This is a genomic window from Marinilactibacillus sp. XAAS-LB27 (genome assembly GCF_036039175.1).
GTDB lineage: Bacteria > Bacillota > Bacilli > Lactobacillales > Carnobacteriaceae_A > Marinilactibacillus.
In genome coordinates, this window is record NZ_JAYXKP010000006.1 from 1 (window position 1) to 17,117 (window position 17,117).

The window sequence follows — 17,117 nt, forward strand, 5'->3', positions numbered from 1 at the left end:
TAGCTTTATTCTTCACCAACGCCATTTGACATAGAACCAAAAAAAGCCAGTACACAGATGTACTGACTCCATTAATGATATAAAAATAGTTAACAATTTTTTTAATTCTAAGATTCATCTGTTTTGATTGTCCAGGTTAGGCCAATTGCACCTTCGCCAGTATGAACACCAATAACAGGACCTAAAAAACTTAGATTGAATTCGACTTCTGGGAAATCAATTTCAAGTCTCTCTTTGAACGCTTTCGCTTCATCTTCGCTGAACGCATGAACAATCGTTGCTTGAATTGGATGTTCAGAGTCTTTAACAGACTTTTCAAGCAAGCTTTCGATTTTTCTTAACGCTTTTCGTTTTGTACGGATTTTATCATAAGGTACGATTAATCCATCAACAAAGGTTAATACCGGTTTGATATTCAAAAATGTACCGACACTACCAGCCGCTCTCGATAAACGTCCACCTTTTACTAGATTCGTTAAGTCATCTACAACGAAATATAATTCAGTTGCGGCTTTTATCGTATCAAGCTTTTCCAAAATCGCTTCGACACTTGCACCATTCTTAGCCAATTTGGCAGCTTCCATTACTTGAAAAGCTTGACCTGCAGCAGCTAATTCAGAATCATACGGATATACCTTCACGTTCTCTAACGATTGTGAGACACTAACAGCATTTCGATACGTACCGGAAATATTACCTGATAAATGTATACTTATAATGGCATCATATGTTTTTCCAAGTTCTTCGTAAAGTGCTATAAAATCTCCCACTGTCGGTTGTGAGCTAGTCGGTAGTTTGTCCATTTCTCTAACTTTTAAGAAAAATTCCTCAGAAGTAATATCTCGCTCTTCTTTATAGACTTCATTTTCAACAATACAAGATAATGGTACCGAATAGATATCATAGGCGTCATATTGTTCATGTGAGAGATAGGCTGTACTATCTGTTACTACGGCTATATTCATTCTTTCACCTCGTTTCATTCGTATGGATCCAGACTTTTATTTCTAACAAAATAGATAATCGTTCTTTTTAATATAGTATCTTATTAGCTCAATAAATCGCCTTGTAAATACACCTTTTTCATTATACACTAACTGGATAAAAAAAAGAAAGGCTGAAAATAACATGGAAAATTTTCGGACCATAAAAGAGAGCGGTTCTTATGAAATCGACATAAAAAAGTCAAGATTTATCTGTCATCTTAAAAGAACAGAAACAGAAGAAGACGCGAATGCTTTTATTGAAGCAATTAAAAAAGAACATTGGAAAGCCAACCATAATTGTTCTGCATATATTATGGGAGAACGCTATGATATTCAGCGTGCACATGATGATGGTGAACCTAGCGGGACAGCTGGCGTTCCTATGCTTGAAATTTTGAAGAAGCGGCATTTAAATAATGTGACAGCTGTCGTTACCCGATACTTTGGCGGAACCAAACTTGGCGCTGGTGGGTTGATTCGTGCTTATGGAGGCGTCGTTAATGAAGCTCTTTCTTCTATTGGAATTGTTGAACGCCTATTGCATCAATTTATGACCGTCACTGTCTCTTATCCACAAAGTGGACGACTGGAAAATCAATTACGCCAGTCTGACTATCGACTTCAAGATATTCATTACACTGATACCGTTTCTTTTGAGTGTGTCATTGCATTAGAGAAAATCGATGCTTTTATCTTGGACATCAAAGAATGGACAAGTGATCAGGGAGAAACCGTTTATGGAAAAAAAGCTTGGATTGAAATACCTGTCGAAGAATAAACTGAGGTCAGCTATATAAGTCTAATTCGAAGAACGGATATGAAGTTGGTTTGTGTCTACTTCTGGACACTACGGTAGAGTGTCCTCGTTTTTTTAATAAGAAGGCTTGACACTATACTCTAGAAAGAGAATAATGTATTTTAGGTCTTTATGTCTAAAAATTAAAAATTCTCGTCCTATAAAGGAGTATTTATTTTGTCTAAAAACAATTCCAAACGCGCGGATAACCGCCGCTCAAATAAAAGTAAAAAGAAAAATCAAATCATTATCCTCTGCATCTTGATTCCTATATTTACAATTATCCTATTCGCCATGGCCTATTTTGCGAGATTATTCGCCACAACAGAAAATGCTATTGAAGCTTCCTATCATGAAGTTGAACGTGCTAATCCTGTAGAAGAAGTGGATCCGATAGTAGAACCTGTATCTTTCTTGATTATGGGTGTTGATAATGATGAAAATGATTCACGTTCTTTAGGCTCTGCTAGAGCAGATTCAATCATCTACGCTACCGTCAATCCAATCACTCGAGAAATGAATATGGTCTCTATCCCAAGAGATACATACTTACCGATTATAAAAAATAATCAAATCGTTCGAAATGACAGAATCAATGCTGCTTACGCGGTTGGAGAAGAAAGTACCATGATTGAAACAGTAGAAAATTGGCTGGACGTTCCGATTCATTACTACGCTACATTCAACTTTGATGCTTTTCTTGAAATCATCGACGCTTTAGACGGTATCGATATGGAAGTTCCGATCACTTTTTCTGAACAAGATTCTTCTGGGAAAATGGGTACTATTCATTTAGAAGAAGGATTCCAGACTTTAAATGGAGAAGAAGCGTTGGCACTTGCTCGAACTAGAAAAATCGATAACGATGTTGAACGTGGACATCGCCAGCAACTTGTCATTCAAGCCATCATGAGTAAAGCATTGAATCTAGCTTCCCTTCCAAAATACACAGAGATTGTTGAAACAGTTGGCGCAAATATGAGAACCAATATGAGAATGAAAGATATGACTGCATTAGCTCAAACTGGTTTAGACAGCAAATTTGCTATCGAGTCTCATGTATTTGAATGGTCAAGTTTTAGAGAAAGAGGCATGGACCTGGTCAAAATTGATCCAACCAGCTTTGCTAATATCCAAATGGATTTGAAAAACTCACTAGATGCCAATGCCTCTTCAAATCAATCCTATACGGAAGATTCCGATGAAGAAACGTCTTCTGACCAAACGATTTACGACCAAGACGCAAGCGCTCCAGACTCTGTTACCTCTTCTAGTTCAGACTAACAATCTGGATAAACAAAGAAACCAGACGCCTTATTGGCCGTCTGGTTTCTTTTTATTTAATCGATTTCCGAATTCTCTTAGTGATTTGAGTAAAGGTCTTCTATCAGCGCCAACTAAACCAATAATTTCAACAAACAGCTCTACGCCAATCACTACTGAAATGGTTAAAAGAGCCGACCCCCAAAACGTAGAAAAGTTATAGAGTAAAGCAATCACTGAAAATATAGCAGATACACTGTAGATGGCTAATACTGTTTGCCTATGAGATAACCCCAGTGACATCAGCCTATGATGAATATGATTCTTATCTGCGACAGAGATAGACTGACGATTGATTTTTCTCCTGAGTATGGCAAAAAGTGTATCGGTAATTGGAATACCTAGAATCACCACAGGTAAAACCAAAGAAATTAATGTCGCATTCTTTAGTCCTTGTAATGAAAAGACACCTATCATAAATCCGATAAATAACGCGCCGGTATCTCCTAGAAAAATACTAGCTGGTTGAAAATTATAGGGCCAGAAACCCACAATTGCACCAATCAAGATAAAAATCATAATAGAAATCGAGACTTCCTGGATTGTTAAAAAGAAAAACCCGATAATCCCCATAGTCGTTAGCGCAATAATGGACACGCCACTAGCTAGTCCATCTAATCCGTCTATCAAGTTCACCGCATTAGTGAACCCTAGAATCCAAATCAATGTGAACGGTAGACTCCAGGAACCAAATTTCAGCGTACCTATAAAGGGTAACGTCATCGTTTCCAAGGAAACATCCCCAAAATAAGAGACAATAAACGCTCCAATGAGAATACCAGCAATTTTTAGTAGCGGACTAAGACTTTTCATATCGTCAATCATACCGGTAATCAGAACCGCTAAAGATCCTAGAAAAATAGGAAACACAATAGACTGTGGAATCGGCAGCAAGACAAACAAAGAAAAGTAAAACGCAATAAAGATCGTCACACCGCCCATTGTTGGCATCACTTTGTTGTGTACCCTTCTTGCATCCGGTATATCGACTATTTTTAATTTGATTGCGATTCTCTTATAAATTGCCGTCAGCCCTATGCTAATAATAGTAGTAGCAATCGTGACAAGCAGAACTAAGTACATATCATACATAATCATATCTCATTTCTGGTATACTTTCTTTCATTATATCATTGCGAGAATCCAAAACACAATTGCATTTCTGAATCAACTGAATTAAACTATAGAATAGAAATAGCGAGATTCATTTTAGAATTACACTATCTTATATAACGATAAAGAATCGAGGCAGTCATGCGTTCACAAAAACACGAAAAAAAGCAGAATAGAAATAAATGGTTTATAAGAGGGTTTCTCTCAGTCCTTGTTTTACTAATATTCATTCTCGGCTCCGGCGTAGGCTATTACGGAAGTAAAATCCTTGAAGTCCTCAATAACGTTTCAGAAGGAACACCAGAAGAACTACAAGACACCACTGAACAAGATATCCTCTTAAAGAATAGAGAACCCTTCTCAGTTCTGCTTCTTGGTCTTGATGAAGATGCAGGAACAAGACGATCTGATACAATCATCGTTGCCACTATTAACCCCACCGAAGAATCTGTTAAAATGCTTTCTATCCCAAGAGACACCATGATTGATCTTCCGGGAACCAATAGATCTGAAAAAATTAATGCCTTATATGCGTTTTACGGTATATCCGGTACGATTGACTATATTGAAGAGTATCTCGATATCCCAATTTCTTATTACGCTACTTTAAACTTTGAAGGACTTGTTGATCTTGTCGATGCAGTTGGTGGCGTTACAATAGACTCTCAGTTATCTTTCACCGTACAAGACAGTACTGAAAAAGCAGATGCCATTGAAATTGATGAAGGTGTTCAGACTTTAGATGGTGAACACGCGCTTGGCTACGCCCGAATGAGAAAACAAGATCCTCGTGGTGACTGGGGCAGACAGGAAAGACAACGAGAAGTTATCCAAGCTTTGTCTGAAGAATTACTTTCCTTGAATTCTTTTACGAATTTCTCTCCAATAATGGATGCAATCAGCCCCAATTTCCAAACAAATCTATCTGGAATGCAGATCTGGACGATCGCAAACAATTATACTGAAGCTGCTAACGATGTAGAATCATTAGAATTACGTGGCGAGGCGGATTACGTTTATTTCCCGGCCTATGATTTGGATTTGTATGTATGGCTTCCTTACGATGAATCTGTTGAAGAACTCCAAGATACGTTCAAACAGCATCTCGAGTTGGATACATCAACGACAACAAACGAATCCGGTGTCGGTCTCGACGATCAGCTCGAGGACATCCCAGAAGACAATCCTGATGATCGTTCTTTTGAAAACCCTCTAGAAGACGACTCAGATTTAAACGAAGATTCTAATTAAAAAGGACCCTCTAGAAAGATACACGAACACGTATCTTTCTAGAGGGTTTTGTTTGTTTCAAATTTTATAACTCTGATAGTGGTGTATTTAGTCTTTCATCAATCAATTCAAACCACATTTGATAGCCATCTCCATTGGGATGAACCGCATCGTCCAGATAATCTTCTATATTAAAATCCAATGCTTGAATTTTTTCGTTCATCAATGTGAAAATATCGATAAAAGGCCATTCCTGATTTCTTACAAATGCTGCAATTTCTTCATTGTACTGTTTATACGTTAGAACCCCATCGTTTAAGTATACTTCGTTGTAAACGGTGGGATTTGCGGTCGTCAGCACAACAAGCGTTTCAGGTAACTCTTCACGGAAACGATTCATGATAGCAATTAATTCTTCTTTTGTATGAGAAAGATCATTTTGTGGAAATCGATTATTATTGATCAGGCATAACTCAAATAAAACAATGTCAGGATTCAAATCTATGGTTTCTTGTATTTTCCCTTGAACTACTAAATCTGTCGTACTGTAGCCATTAAACCCCTGATTCCAGACCGTTGTTCTGATGCCTTCACGTTGAGATAATTCTTGCTCCAGTCGTTTGCCCCACACTGGTTTTTCAAGCGTCGCCCCTAAACCTCTTGTGACACTACTACCCAGCACAGCGATATCTACTACACCATCTCTATTAGAAACGAATCGCACTCTATCTAAAAAGGTTTCTGAATCTTGTGCATAGACTTTAGAATGGTCGCTAGTCAGTTCTTGCGAAAGAGATTCTTGCTGTTGGTTTAATCCCCAATACAAACCACTAAATAAAAGCAGGATTCCAAAAAATCCCATAAGATAGTACTGGCTCCCAGCTTTTTCTTTTTCGTTCATATGACTCACTTCCATTCCCTAAGAATATAACACATTATTTATTTAGATTCATGTTCCTATCTTACATAATTCTTTACTGGTTGTCTTCCCTTTCGCTATCTTATCTTCTACTTTATCGATCATTCGTAAAATATTTGGCACATTTAACATCCTCTGGTTTTCTAAACATAAAAAATGACCTGAAGGGATGGCGCTCCTCAGGTCCAACGAACTGGTCATTGTTATTTTTTTGTGGCTTCTAAGAAAAATTCATATCGGTCTCCAACATATTGAGAGCGAACGTATTCAAAGGGGGTTCCTTCTTGACTGTAACTCACTTGTCTAAGACGTAACACAGAAGAACCACGTTTGATTCCAAGCATTTCGGCTATTGACTCAGATGCCCATGTAGCTGAAATGGTTTGTTCAGAACGCTCCACGCGCATCCCTTTTTCCATTTCAAGCGTTTTGAAGAGGTGTTGCGTGATTTGTGTTTTACTTAAGTCCTCAACAAATTTAAAAGGAATCGTTGCGACTTCATAGCAAATGGGGATGCCATCTGCTGTACGGATTCTTTCCATGATGAGGACTTCTTCGTTGTGTTCAATCATCAACTTTTCGGCTTCGCTGATACTAGCCGGTTTCGTATGGAAAGCTACCAGTTTACTAGCGGGACTTTTCCCTTGTCTTTCAACTGTTTCCGTAAAACTTGGAACACCGCTCATTTTCTCTCTGACCTTCTCAAGCGCTACAAATGTTCCGGCGCCTCTTCTTCTCTCGAGCAAACCTTCATCTACTAAAGTATTTACGGCTTGTCTAGCAGTCATTCTACTTACATCAAATTGAAGAGCGAGATCTCTCTCAGAAGGGATTTTCCGACCTTCTTCCCATTCGCGAGAATTGATCCACTCTCTCATTTGATTATGCATTTGTATATAAACAGGCATCTTCTTAGGCATGCAACTCATCCTTTCCAACATCACATTTAACTCAAGAAACGATTTAGATAAATGTGTTAGAACACTTTAAAGTCTACTTGCAGCTGCCTCATCGATTATAATCGTCACGTTATCATGTGTCTGTAACACACTTGCCGGCACTTGTTCAGTTATGGAACCATTGATCATTTGATCTATAGCCTCAGATTTTTCTTCACCGTAAGCCATCAACACAATCTGTTTTGCGGACAATATCGATTTGATCCCCATTGAAAAAGCATACTTTGGTACTTCTTCTTCTGATTCAAAATATCGTTTGTTTGACTCAATTGTCGCATCTGTCAATTCTTCCATGTGTGTTTCTTGCAAGAAAGATGTGCCAGGCTCGTTAAATCCAATGTGCGCATTCGTTCCAATCCCCAAAATCTGCAAGTCGATCGGGTATTCTTCTATTATCTTATTGTACCTTTTTATTTCTTCTTGTTCATCCCCTAATCCGTCAGGTATAAAAGTTTTTTTAAACGGTTTAGATGAAAATAGATTTTCTTCCATAAAGGTGTGGTAACTTTGTGGGTGATCCGCTGGAAGTCCTACATACTCGTCAAGATTGACAGAAATCATGTCTGAATAATCTAACTCACTCTCTCTCATCTCTTTATATAACGTTTCAGGTGTACTCCCAGTCGCTAATCCAAGAACTTTCGCTCCAGATTCCATCGCTTCTTTAATGAGTTCAAATGCTTTTTTTCCACCTTGCTCTTTATTTTCTACTACAATAATGTTTAATCCATGTTTGGTTTTAAATTGTCTAGCTGATTTCATGTATTTCTCCTCCTACAATTGTTTGAACGAGTACTAAGTCTTCGGTCAATACAAGCATATCTGCATCATTACTTGGCATTAGTGCTCCTTTACGCTCTAACTTGAACTCTTTTGCCTGATTCGTGGAACTCATTTTAACGGCTTCTTCAATAGAACATCCTGTAAACTGAATCATGTTTTTGAAAGCATCTATAAAAGTCAGGACACTCCCAGCTAAAGTCCCGTCTTCCAGTCTAGCTTGTTTGTCTTTCACCATAACTTTTTGACCACCTAGTTCGCTTTCTCCTTCTGGAGCATTTTTTGCGCGCATAGCATCTGTAATCAATTCAATTCCGTCCGCACCTTTTGCCTTATAAGCTAATTTGACCATTTCTGGTGAAATATGAAATCCATCTACAATCATCTCTACAGTGACCTCATCTTCTAGCAAACCGAATCCGCTGACGCCAATCTCTCTATGATGCAGTCCACGTTGCCCGTTGAACAAATGCGTTACATGAGTCGCTCCGGAATCTTTGAGTTCCTGATATTTTGCGTCTGAATGTCCTGCTGAAAGGACGATATCCTGTTCTTCGCAATAGTTTTCAAAATCAGAAACGTCTCCGGTTTCAGGTGCATAGGTGACTAACTTGATTAACCCCCCACTCAGATCATTCCATTTTTCTATTTTTTCTTTGTCTGCAACCGCGATATACTTTTCAGGCTGAGCGCCTTTATGCTTAATAGATAAAAAAGGGCCTTCTATATGAATACCTTGAATCATCGGGTTCATTTCAGCAGCTTCTTTGATTTGTTCCATCGCTGCTTCAATACTCTCATCTGACTGCGTCATGGTTGTCGGGAAGTAACTGGTGATGCCTTCAGACAGCATTTTTTTAGTCATTTCGCTGATTTCTTCTGCGGTACCATCCATGTTATCTATTCCGTAACCACCATGGCTATGAACATCGATAAATCCGGGTATAATCAATTGGCTTTTTATATCAATTTCTTCTTCATCTTTTTGAGGCTGATAGGCATCCATCTGTCCAACACCAATAATTTCCTGATCAAACCGCACATAACCGTCTTCTATGAGGCTTTCTCCTGTATAAATTTTCGCGTGCGTATATACTATTGTCATAACTACTCCTCCTTGTGCTCTATTCTACTTTATTGTAATTGGTATATACCAAATTGTCAACTATTTGACCGGTCGTGCATTTATTTTTATAAAATAAAAACCCCGGATCAAAATGTCCGGGGTTTAAACTATTTATTTCCAAAAATCGTCGAAAACTGTAATTGGTAAATGGCGTTTATGCTGTGTTTTCAAATACCATTCTTCAATTTTTTCTGCCGCTTGCTCAGAGACGTCTTTACCTTCAAGATAAGCATCAATTTCCTCGTACGTTACTCCAAGAGCATCTTCATCGGCTAATCCTGGTTTATCACTTTCTAAATCAGCTGTCGGAACTTTTTTGTAAAGTGCTTCAGAAGCTCCTAGTGCTTTCAGTAATGACTTCCCTTGTCCTTTATTAAGCCTAAATAACGGATTCAAATCTGTTCCGCCATCACCATACTTCGTAAAGAATCCTGTCACACTTTCCGCTGAATGGTCAGTACCTAAAACTGCTCCATTGTGGTGTGCGGCTACAGCATATTGAATGACCATTCTTTCTCTAGCCTTGATATTTCCTCTATTAAAGTCTGAAATATCTAATCCTCCAGCTTTCAGCGAAGCTACTGAAGCATCTACTGTAGGTTTGATATCCACTTTGACAACTTTATCTGGTTTCATCCATTCAATAGCTGCCATTGCGTCGTCCTCATCAGCCTGCTCGCCGTATGGTAACCTCATGGCTACGAAAGCATAGCTTTCATCTTTGGTTTCTTCACGCATTTCTTCCATGGCGATCTGCGCTAACCTTCCGAGTAGAGAAGAATCCTGACCTCCAGAAATCCCCAATACAAATGATTTTAAAAAAGTATGTTTTTTTAAATAGTCTTTCATTAAATCAACACTTCTACGAATTTCTTCTTGCGTATCAATCTCTGGTGAAACAGCCATTTCATCTATAATTTGTTTTCTTAAATCTGACATCACGTTCTGTCATCCCCTATCAAATAATCTAAAATGATTCTCTACTAGTTTAACAAAAAATCTAATTTACTTCTAAAATACTGATTTTGATTTATCTGTCGGCATTTTCTTAAATTGTTTGATTGTTTCTACTTTAGCATCAAATAATTTTTGTGATAAATCTACTGGATAAGGTTCAGGATTCAACAAACGTTTATTTTCTTCCCATTGTTCAGCTAAACTTTTCTTAGCATACGTTCTAACGTCTTCAAGCGGCGGCAAGTCGTAGATGGTTTCCCCGTCAACAATGATATCCTGTAAGAGCGGTCTAGCCTGAAACTCTGTAAGGGTCTTGTTGATATAGTTATATTGTGGGTGGAACATAAATAACTCGGCCTGTTCATTTGGCTGTTCTTCAACCAGACTGATATAATCTCCCTCAGGTTTCTGATTATTATTTGAACGAATTCTCCAAACCTGTTTTTTACCTGGCGTTGTGATTTTAGCGGCATTACCTGTCAACTTAAGTGTATGATGCATTCCGCCATCATTTCCTTCTACAGAAACAATTTTATAGACAGCGCCTAAGGCCGGTTGATCATACGCTGTGATCATTTTTGTTCCAACGCCCCATACATCGATTTTGGCGCCTTGCATTTTCAAGTTTAAAATAGTTTCCGCATCAAGATCATTTGAGACAAAGATTTTGGCGTCTGTAAATCCAGCATCATCTAACTGCTGACGCACTCTTTTGGATAGGTAAGATAAATCTCCTGAATCTAATCTAACCCCTAAAAAGTTAATGGTGTCACCCATTTCTTTTGCAACTTTGATTGCATTCGGCACACCTGATTCCAACGTGTTGAAAGTGTCTACTAAAAAGACACAGTCTTTATGGGTCTCAGCATATGCTTTGAACGCCTGATACTCATCACGATACGCTTGTACTAATGCATGTGCATGGGTTCCAGATGCTGGAATACCAAAGATTTTAGCTGCTCTTGTATTACTCGTCGAATCAACCCCTGCAATATAAGTTGCTCTCGCTCCCCAAATCGCTGCATCCATTTCTTGAGCACGTCGAGCCCCAAATTCTAAGACAGGATCATCTCCAGCCGCACTTTTAATCTGGGCTGCTTTAGTCGCAATTAACGTCTGGAAGTTCACAATATTTAGTAACGCTGTTTCAATCAATTGGCAGTCAATGATCGTTCCTTCCACTTGAATAAGTGGTTCATTTGCAAAAGCTACTTCCCCTTCTTTGAATGAACGAAGCGTTCCTTTAAAGCGCCAATCTCTAAGAAACGTCAGAAATTCTTCTGGATAGTGTTCAATGTCTCTCAAATAATCAATATCCGAGTCTGTAAATTTTAAATTTTCAATGTATTTAACAACTCTTTCAAGTCCTGTAAAAATCGTATAACCCATACCAAACGGATTATTTCGATAATAAACTTCAAATACGGCACGTTTTTGATCGTTCCCTTTCTTCCAGTGGGTCAAAATCATGTTAATTTCATACAGGTCTGTATGTAACGCAACGCTATCATCCGCATATGTCGGGTTCATAGTGTAGTTCCTCCTAATTGGTGCTTACAATATGTTAGCTAGTATATCATATTCTCTTACGGGTTTCTTTCAATGTGACTAAACCCATCTCCTCTATCTTAAACAATTTCTATAAACTTTCATCGTTTCTATCCCTTGCTTTTCAATAGTAAATTGCTTGCTCCACTCGTAAAAGCGTGTTCCTTTTATCTCTAAAATGCCTTGCTCCCACTCAAGGTAGGCTTCTTCAATGGCTTGAGCAAGAGAGGCTGGATCTTTTGGTAAAATGAGCCAGCCAATCGTTTCGTCAGGAATCATTTCTTTTACGTCCCCTACATCAGTAGCGATAACCGGTTTCTTTTTTTCTCCAGCTTCCAACGCAACAAGTGGGAAACTTTCGCTAAGCGATGGATTGATCAAGATATCCGATTCAACAATCTGATCCCCTACCGCTTTCGCTTCGATCCATCCTAGGAAATGCACGTTCTCTGCTAGTCCCGATTTCTCAACAGATTCTCGTAGAGCTGCTTCTTGTTCACCTATTCCGCAGATATTCAGTTCCCAATTATTAAAACGCACTGATTTCAATGCTTCAATCAAATAGCGATGACCTTTTACCCATTCCAGTCGACCAACCGTGATCATTTTAAAAGGCGTTTCTTTATTACTGATTTTCTTCTGACTAGTTGACTGTTTGAAGGCACGACCGTTATGTACGACCGTAATATGTTGCTCGTTTACATGACGTTGAACCAACGTTCTTTTTAGTTCACTGGAAACAGCAATCAGATGATCTGGTCTGGTCAAAGATTTTAAGTTAAGCCATTCAAACGCTTTTCCTTTTAATCCTCTACCTTCAAAGTCTAGTGTAGGATCGCTGTGAATCGTCGTAATCCACTTAGCTTTCATGCTAGAATGGATCAGACCTACAAGTAGATTTGCCCTAGGACCATGAGAGTGGACGATATCGAACTGATTTTTATTGATCCATTTTCTCAATTTTAAAAGAATCGACAGATCATACCTTGAACGCTGAGGGAGTACCGTAACCGATATGCCATTTTTTCGAGCACTTTCTGCTACTGGACCTTCTTCAAATACGAGTAATTCCATATCGATTTTGTCTATTCCTTGAAAGAGTGACAGGATATGAAATAATCCACCGCCATACTCATTACCAGCATTAATGTGCAAAATTTTCATTTCACTGCGTTCCCATACCTTATTTTCCATTTTTAGTAACTCTCTTTAGTTGACGCTGCTTGCGAATCTCTCCCATGAATACAGGTAGTGCTAGCATACGCTTATATCTGGAAGGTTGTTTTAACAATCTATAAAGCCATTCGATGTGCAATTTCTGAACGATCTTTGGCGCACGTTTCGATTTTCCGGATAACACATCAAAACTTCCCCCTACTCCGATCGCAATGCCTCGGTCAGCTACCTGAAGATACTGATGAATCCAATTTTCTTGTCTCGGGAATCCAAATGCCACTAGAATCAAATCGGGTTTCAAAGCAGCGACTTGTTCAATCATCTTAGGATCTGAATGATCAAAATAACCGTGATGATAGCCCACAACTTCCAGACCAGGCCAGAGTTTTTCGGCATTTTCTACTGCTTTTTGGATAACTTCTTCTTGGGCTCCGATAAAGTATACGCGTTTTTTGTATTTGCTAGATAATTCCAGTAAGCCCAACATCAATTCAAAACCTGGTACTCTCTCTTTGATCGGCGTTTTGAGTGTTTTGGCAGCTCTGACGATTCCAATGCCGTCTGGAGCTATGTAGTCTGCTTTTAATAATAAATCGAAGTACCTGTCGTCTTCTTTTGCGTACATGACAATTTCCGGGTTAGCTGTAACCAGAAAGGTTTTCTGCTGGTTTTCCATTCTCATGAGAAGCTGGGTCAGAAATTCTACTCGAGTTAAATTATTAAAAGGAATGCCTAATATCGATATCTTCTCATTGTTCATTCCATTCATCCGTTCCATAGATTCTATTGCTTTTATTGTAATACAATTCTTCCCTACCGTACAGTTAATCCTTGCTTTAAATGCCCCTTGATTCAGCTTTTTTAGTTGTTTTTATTCTGATTCAAAATATTTCTGACAAATGCCCACTTCTGGTCTGTATAAGATTGGATTTCCGTCCCTGGCTGCGCTGCAAGTTCTTGCTTCAATTCCTTATAGGCTTTTTTTGCTTGACTGTTCTGATTTAAATACTCTCTAAAAAACAACAAATCGTTCCACTTCGTTGAGTCTTTTTCAACAAGATGAATAAAGTGTGTTTTAACTGCATAACTTTTATCTGTAAAACGCGCAAGCACGATTTCATCTGGTTTCTCAACTTTTAATCTTAAAAAATCGGCTTCTTTTAACTGGGTGAACAACTCAGCATCAATCTGTTTTAAAGAGTCAATCCCTACCATGATATCAATGATTGGTTTTGCTGGCATCCCGACTATTGAGGTACTACCAATATGCTGAATTTGGTCCGGCTTTAGTGCTGTACAGTCCATTATTTGCTTTTTGGTATTCAAAAAAGCTTTTTCCCAAGATGGATCATATGGGTTTAGCCGCACCTCATTTTTTGTTAATCCAAGTTCCATAGACAAACACCTCTTCTAAGTAGTATAAAGAATTTTGCACATAATATTAAGCTATTCTGTTATAAATTTATAAGACTGTAATCGAATCGTGACTTTTAGAAATAAAAAGAGCAGAAGAGTTGTGCTCTCCTGCTCAATAGTTTAAGTCATTTGGTTTTTTGTTTTATAAAGAAACGTCTTCTGACTCGCTTCCTTTTTTGTTTTTAACTGTGATTTTTTTTGGTTCGATTTTTAAAACAAGAATGTTTGGATCTTGTTTACTTTCGTAACGCTCGTCCATATAATCGTTCCAAGATTTCTCAATCACTTCTTGGTTTTCTGTTGTTGAAACAACACCTTCTATTTCAACATAGTCTTTATTGATTAGACCTTCTTCATGTCCAAGCAATACAAAGACATTTGGGTTCTGTTCGATATCTTCTACTTTTTCTGTTCTTTTATCGGTCACTGTGTAAAGAGTTAAATCTTCACTGTGAAAAGACATATAGCGTGCTACGGGTTTATTTCCTGATATAGTCGCTAGTATACCTGTGTCGTTCTTATCCATGATTTTTAAAGCTTTTTCTTTTGAATTAGCCATATTACTCATCTCCTTTGAAGTTACCTTTACTATGCCAGAGATGATACTTGTATGCAAAGAATCTGCTTTTAGAGAAAAAAAAACAATCTTTGCAGACTGCTTTTTCTCATAATTGATATAGATATTGAATTAGGATTGGACTTGATTTTTCCCGTTACTTTTCACTCTGTAAAGCATACTATCTGCTCTGTTGAACAATTGACTAACCGTCTCTTTGGGTTGATATTGAGCAACCCCAGCACTACTTGTTACTTCAGCTGGCTCAGTGAAATCTGCTAGTAATAACTGATTTCGAATCAATTCTGATAATGCGTGTGCCTCCGCTTTTGAAGTGTTCGGTAAAACCATCATAAACTTACCACCCTCAAAATTACCGGCATAGTCACCTTCTCTTAAATTATCACAGATCAGTTGACTTACTTTTTTAATAATTTCGTCTCCAAACAGTGGTCCAAACAGTGAATTTTGATGAGTCAGATTATCAATATCTAGTAAACTGATCGAAACAGTTTTATCTTCACCCATTTGCGCCTCATTTACAAGTTTACCTAGCTCAAACAAAATATTCGCTCGGTTGTATAACCCTGTTAGTGAATCTTTTTTAGCTTGGATTGCCCATTCTTTGTTTTCTTCAAGCAGTCTTCGTCTTTCTTCTTCATAGTCTGTCACATCAAATACAATGCCCGACAAAAATAGCGGCGCGCCTTCTTCAGAGCGCTTGGTAACTTTTCCACGATCGTAATACGTACGGTATCCACCCTCTTTAGTCTTAATTCGATATCTTACTTCCCATACTGGACTTTGATTTGATAGGTGATCTCTCATAGCGTCCATTACGCGCTCGTAATCATCTGGGTGTACTTTGTCTGTAAAAAACTGAAAATCAACGTATTCTGGTAATTCTTCTTTTGTGTATCCCAAAGCCATTGCTTTCATGGGGTTGAACGTTACTCTGTTTACTTGGAAATCCCAGTACCAATGTCCCAAATTACCAGACCATGCGAAATCTAGAGAATCCTGTTCTTCCTGTAGTGTTAGCAACTCTCTATTTAGTCGCTTTACAGATTCTAACTCTGCTTTAAGTGCTTCAAGTTCTTTTTGACTATCTTTCTCGTTCATCTACTCACACCTCTCACAAATAATTATATGATACAGCGGCACATGTATATACACTTATGAGAAACCGACAACCAAAAATAGAATGTCTGTTCACATTTATGACAAAAAATGAAAGCACTTTTCCGATGACTCGGATTATATTAACACCTTTTTTAGAATATTTCTAAATATTTTATTAATGAGTTATTCATTTCAGTTTAGACTTATTTCAAATTAAAATGACTATTTTCTCATTAAATCAATATTGTTTTTATTTGTTTAATTTCTTTATCCGTTTTCAAAATTAATATCCTTTTATTGAAACAATTTTTTAAGGTCTTTAAGATTAAAGGTCGGTTCGTCTTACTAAAATTCCAGACAAACTTCAAAAAGTCTTTTTCAATTTGATTGGGATTTCCAAAAGTTCTCCTATGTAGAATTTTACCTTTGATGAAGCGTTTGAGTATTCTATAAACACAAAGCGTTCTAGGTACGTCCAGCCAGATTACGGTATCTGCCTCAATTAATCTTCGACTTAGCGTTCGATTATAATTGCCATCAATAATCCATCGTTCTCTTGACAGCACTTTTTCCAACTGTTCATCAAACGCATCTCTACTGAGTGTTTCATGATCATTTAACCAATTTATTTTATCTAAGTTTATCAGTTCAAGATTTAGTGATTTGGCCAATTTCTTAGAGAGCGTTGATTTACCAGAACCAGGACAACCAATGACCAGTATCTTTTGCATTCTTTTCCTCCTATCCAATCGATTATTTATAAAATGATAGAATAAAACAACACCATAACCACACCTATAACCGTCAGCACAGCCGCTATCGGTATACAAAATTTGAATACCGGTTTTTTAGTTTTATGACGAAATTTAGTCATACCTGTCCAAGCACCAATACCTCCAAGTAAAAATGCGCTGAGTAGTAAGTGCTTTTCGGATATTCTGTAAGCCCCTTTTTTTGCGCGCTTTTTGTCTGAGTAAAACAAATAAAATGTGTACATATTTACCAAAAAAATGTATGTTATTGTAATCATTTGAAAGTAGTTTAACGTTTCAAACATTTCTGTTCCTCCTAGTCGAATCGATTGAAAAAGCACCTTCTATTTTGCTAGAA

The 17,117-nt window shown here is 37.8% G+C and carries 18 protein-coding genes; 3 read left to right on the forward strand and 15 right to left on the reverse strand.

All coding sequences use genetic code 11. From position 1 onward, the window contains the following. Positions 1 to 107: 107 nt before the first annotated feature. Positions 108 to 965: a DegV family protein gene (locus VXN63_RS08315; protein ID WP_327757568.1), complete on the reverse strand. Its 858-nt coding sequence runs from the start codon at positions 963 to 965 to the stop codon at positions 108 to 110. 163 nt (positions 966 to 1,128) lie between these two features. Between VXN63_RS08315 and VXN63_RS08320 the strand changes: the two genes are divergently transcribed. Next, complete coding sequence (locus VXN63_RS08320; protein WP_327757569.1) at positions 1,129 to 1,764, forward strand: YigZ family protein; 636 nt, start codon at positions 1,129 to 1,131, stop codon at positions 1,762 to 1,764. 195 nt (positions 1,765 to 1,959) lie between these two features. Beyond that, positions 1,960 to 3,066: an LCP family protein gene (locus VXN63_RS08325; protein WP_327757570.1), complete on the forward strand. Its 1,107-nt coding sequence runs from the start codon at positions 1,960 to 1,962 to the stop codon at positions 3,064 to 3,066. Positions 3,067 to 3,096: 30 nt separating this feature from the next. Here VXN63_RS08325 and VXN63_RS08330 read toward each other — a convergent pair whose 3' ends face one another. Beyond that, positions 3,097 to 4,188: a glycosyltransferase family 4 protein gene (locus VXN63_RS08330; protein WP_327757766.1), complete on the reverse strand. Its 1,092-nt coding sequence runs from the start codon at positions 4,186 to 4,188 to the stop codon at positions 3,097 to 3,099. Between the two features lie 171 nt (positions 4,189 to 4,359). Here VXN63_RS08330 and VXN63_RS08335 point away from each other — a divergent pair, with 171 nt between their 5' ends. After that, on the forward strand, positions 4,360 to 5,469 hold the full coding sequence (locus VXN63_RS08335) for an LCP family protein (RefSeq protein ID WP_327757572.1): 1,110 nt from the start codon (positions 4,360 to 4,362) through the stop codon (positions 5,467 to 5,469). A gap of 64 nt (positions 5,470 to 5,533) precedes the next feature. Here VXN63_RS08335 and VXN63_RS08340 read toward each other — a convergent pair whose 3' ends face one another. The 13 genes from VXN63_RS08340 to VXN63_RS08400 all read right to left on the reverse strand — a co-directional run bounded on the left by VXN63_RS08340 (position 5,534) and on the right by VXN63_RS08400 (position 17,064). Beyond that, positions 5,534 to 6,349, reverse strand: coding sequence for an SGNH/GDSL hydrolase family protein (locus tag VXN63_RS08340; RefSeq protein WP_327757574.1), 816 nt, complete (start codon positions 6,347 to 6,349; stop codon positions 5,534 to 5,536). Between the two features lie 221 nt (positions 6,350 to 6,570). Further along, positions 6,571 to 7,287 (reverse strand): GntR family transcriptional regulator, encoded by a 717-nt coding sequence (locus VXN63_RS08345; protein WP_327757575.1) that lies wholly within the window; start codon positions 7,285 to 7,287, stop codon positions 6,571 to 6,573. A gap of 66 nt (positions 7,288 to 7,353) precedes the next feature. Then, positions 7,354 to 8,088 (reverse strand): glucosamine-6-phosphate deaminase, encoded by a 735-nt coding sequence (locus VXN63_RS08350; protein ID WP_327757576.1) that lies wholly within the window; start codon positions 8,086 to 8,088, stop codon positions 7,354 to 7,356. Continuing rightward, a complete protein-coding gene (gene nagA / locus VXN63_RS08355; protein ID WP_327757577.1) occupies positions 8,075 to 9,211 on the reverse strand; it encodes an N-acetylglucosamine-6-phosphate deacetylase in 1,137 nt (378 codons plus the stop codon). Before nagA ends, VXN63_RS08350 begins: the two co-directional genes overlap by 14 nt. Before the next feature lie 132 nt (positions 9,212 to 9,343). Beyond that, entirely contained in the window at positions 9,344 to 10,171 is an 828-nt protein-coding gene (nadE, locus tag VXN63_RS08360; RefSeq protein ID WP_327757767.1) for an ammonia-dependent NAD(+) synthetase, read from the reverse strand. A 72-nt stretch (positions 10,172 to 10,243) separates the two neighbouring features. Continuing rightward, a complete protein-coding gene (locus tag VXN63_RS08365) occupies positions 10,244 to 11,719 on the reverse strand; it encodes a nicotinate phosphoribosyltransferase (protein WP_327757578.1) in 1,476 nt (491 codons plus the stop codon). A gap of 93 nt (positions 11,720 to 11,812) precedes the next feature. Continuing rightward, entirely contained in the window at positions 11,813 to 12,931 is a 1,119-nt protein-coding gene (locus tag VXN63_RS08370) for a glycosyltransferase family 4 protein (protein WP_327757579.1), read from the reverse strand. Then, positions 12,921 to 13,673 (reverse strand): WecB/TagA/CpsF family glycosyltransferase, encoded by a 753-nt coding sequence (locus tag VXN63_RS08375; RefSeq protein WP_327757580.1) that lies wholly within the window; start codon positions 13,671 to 13,673, stop codon positions 12,921 to 12,923. The genes VXN63_RS08370 and VXN63_RS08375 overlap by 11 nt, the downstream gene beginning before the upstream one ends. Before the next feature lie 101 nt (positions 13,674 to 13,774). Continuing rightward, complete coding sequence (locus VXN63_RS08380; protein WP_327757582.1) at positions 13,775 to 14,308, reverse strand: GrpB family protein; 534 nt, start codon at positions 14,306 to 14,308, stop codon at positions 13,775 to 13,777. A gap of 163 nt (positions 14,309 to 14,471) precedes the next feature. Further along, a complete protein-coding gene (locus tag VXN63_RS08385; RefSeq protein ID WP_327757584.1) occupies positions 14,472 to 14,888 on the reverse strand; it encodes a pyridoxamine 5'-phosphate oxidase family protein in 417 nt (138 codons plus the stop codon). A gap of 129 nt (positions 14,889 to 15,017) precedes the next feature. Continuing rightward, positions 15,018 to 16,007: a sensor domain-containing diguanylate cyclase gene (locus VXN63_RS08390; RefSeq protein ID WP_327757585.1), complete on the reverse strand. Its 990-nt coding sequence runs from the start codon at positions 16,005 to 16,007 to the stop codon at positions 15,018 to 15,020. A 233-nt stretch (positions 16,008 to 16,240) separates the two neighbouring features. Then, positions 16,241 to 16,738: an AAA family ATPase gene (locus tag VXN63_RS08395; RefSeq protein WP_327757586.1), complete on the reverse strand. Its 498-nt coding sequence runs from the start codon at positions 16,736 to 16,738 to the stop codon at positions 16,241 to 16,243. Between the two features lie 26 nt (positions 16,739 to 16,764). Then, positions 16,765 to 17,064, reverse strand: coding sequence for a DUF1294 domain-containing protein (locus VXN63_RS08400; RefSeq protein WP_327757587.1), 300 nt, complete (start codon positions 17,062 to 17,064; stop codon positions 16,765 to 16,767). Between the last annotated feature and the right edge of the window lie 53 nt (positions 17,065 to 17,117).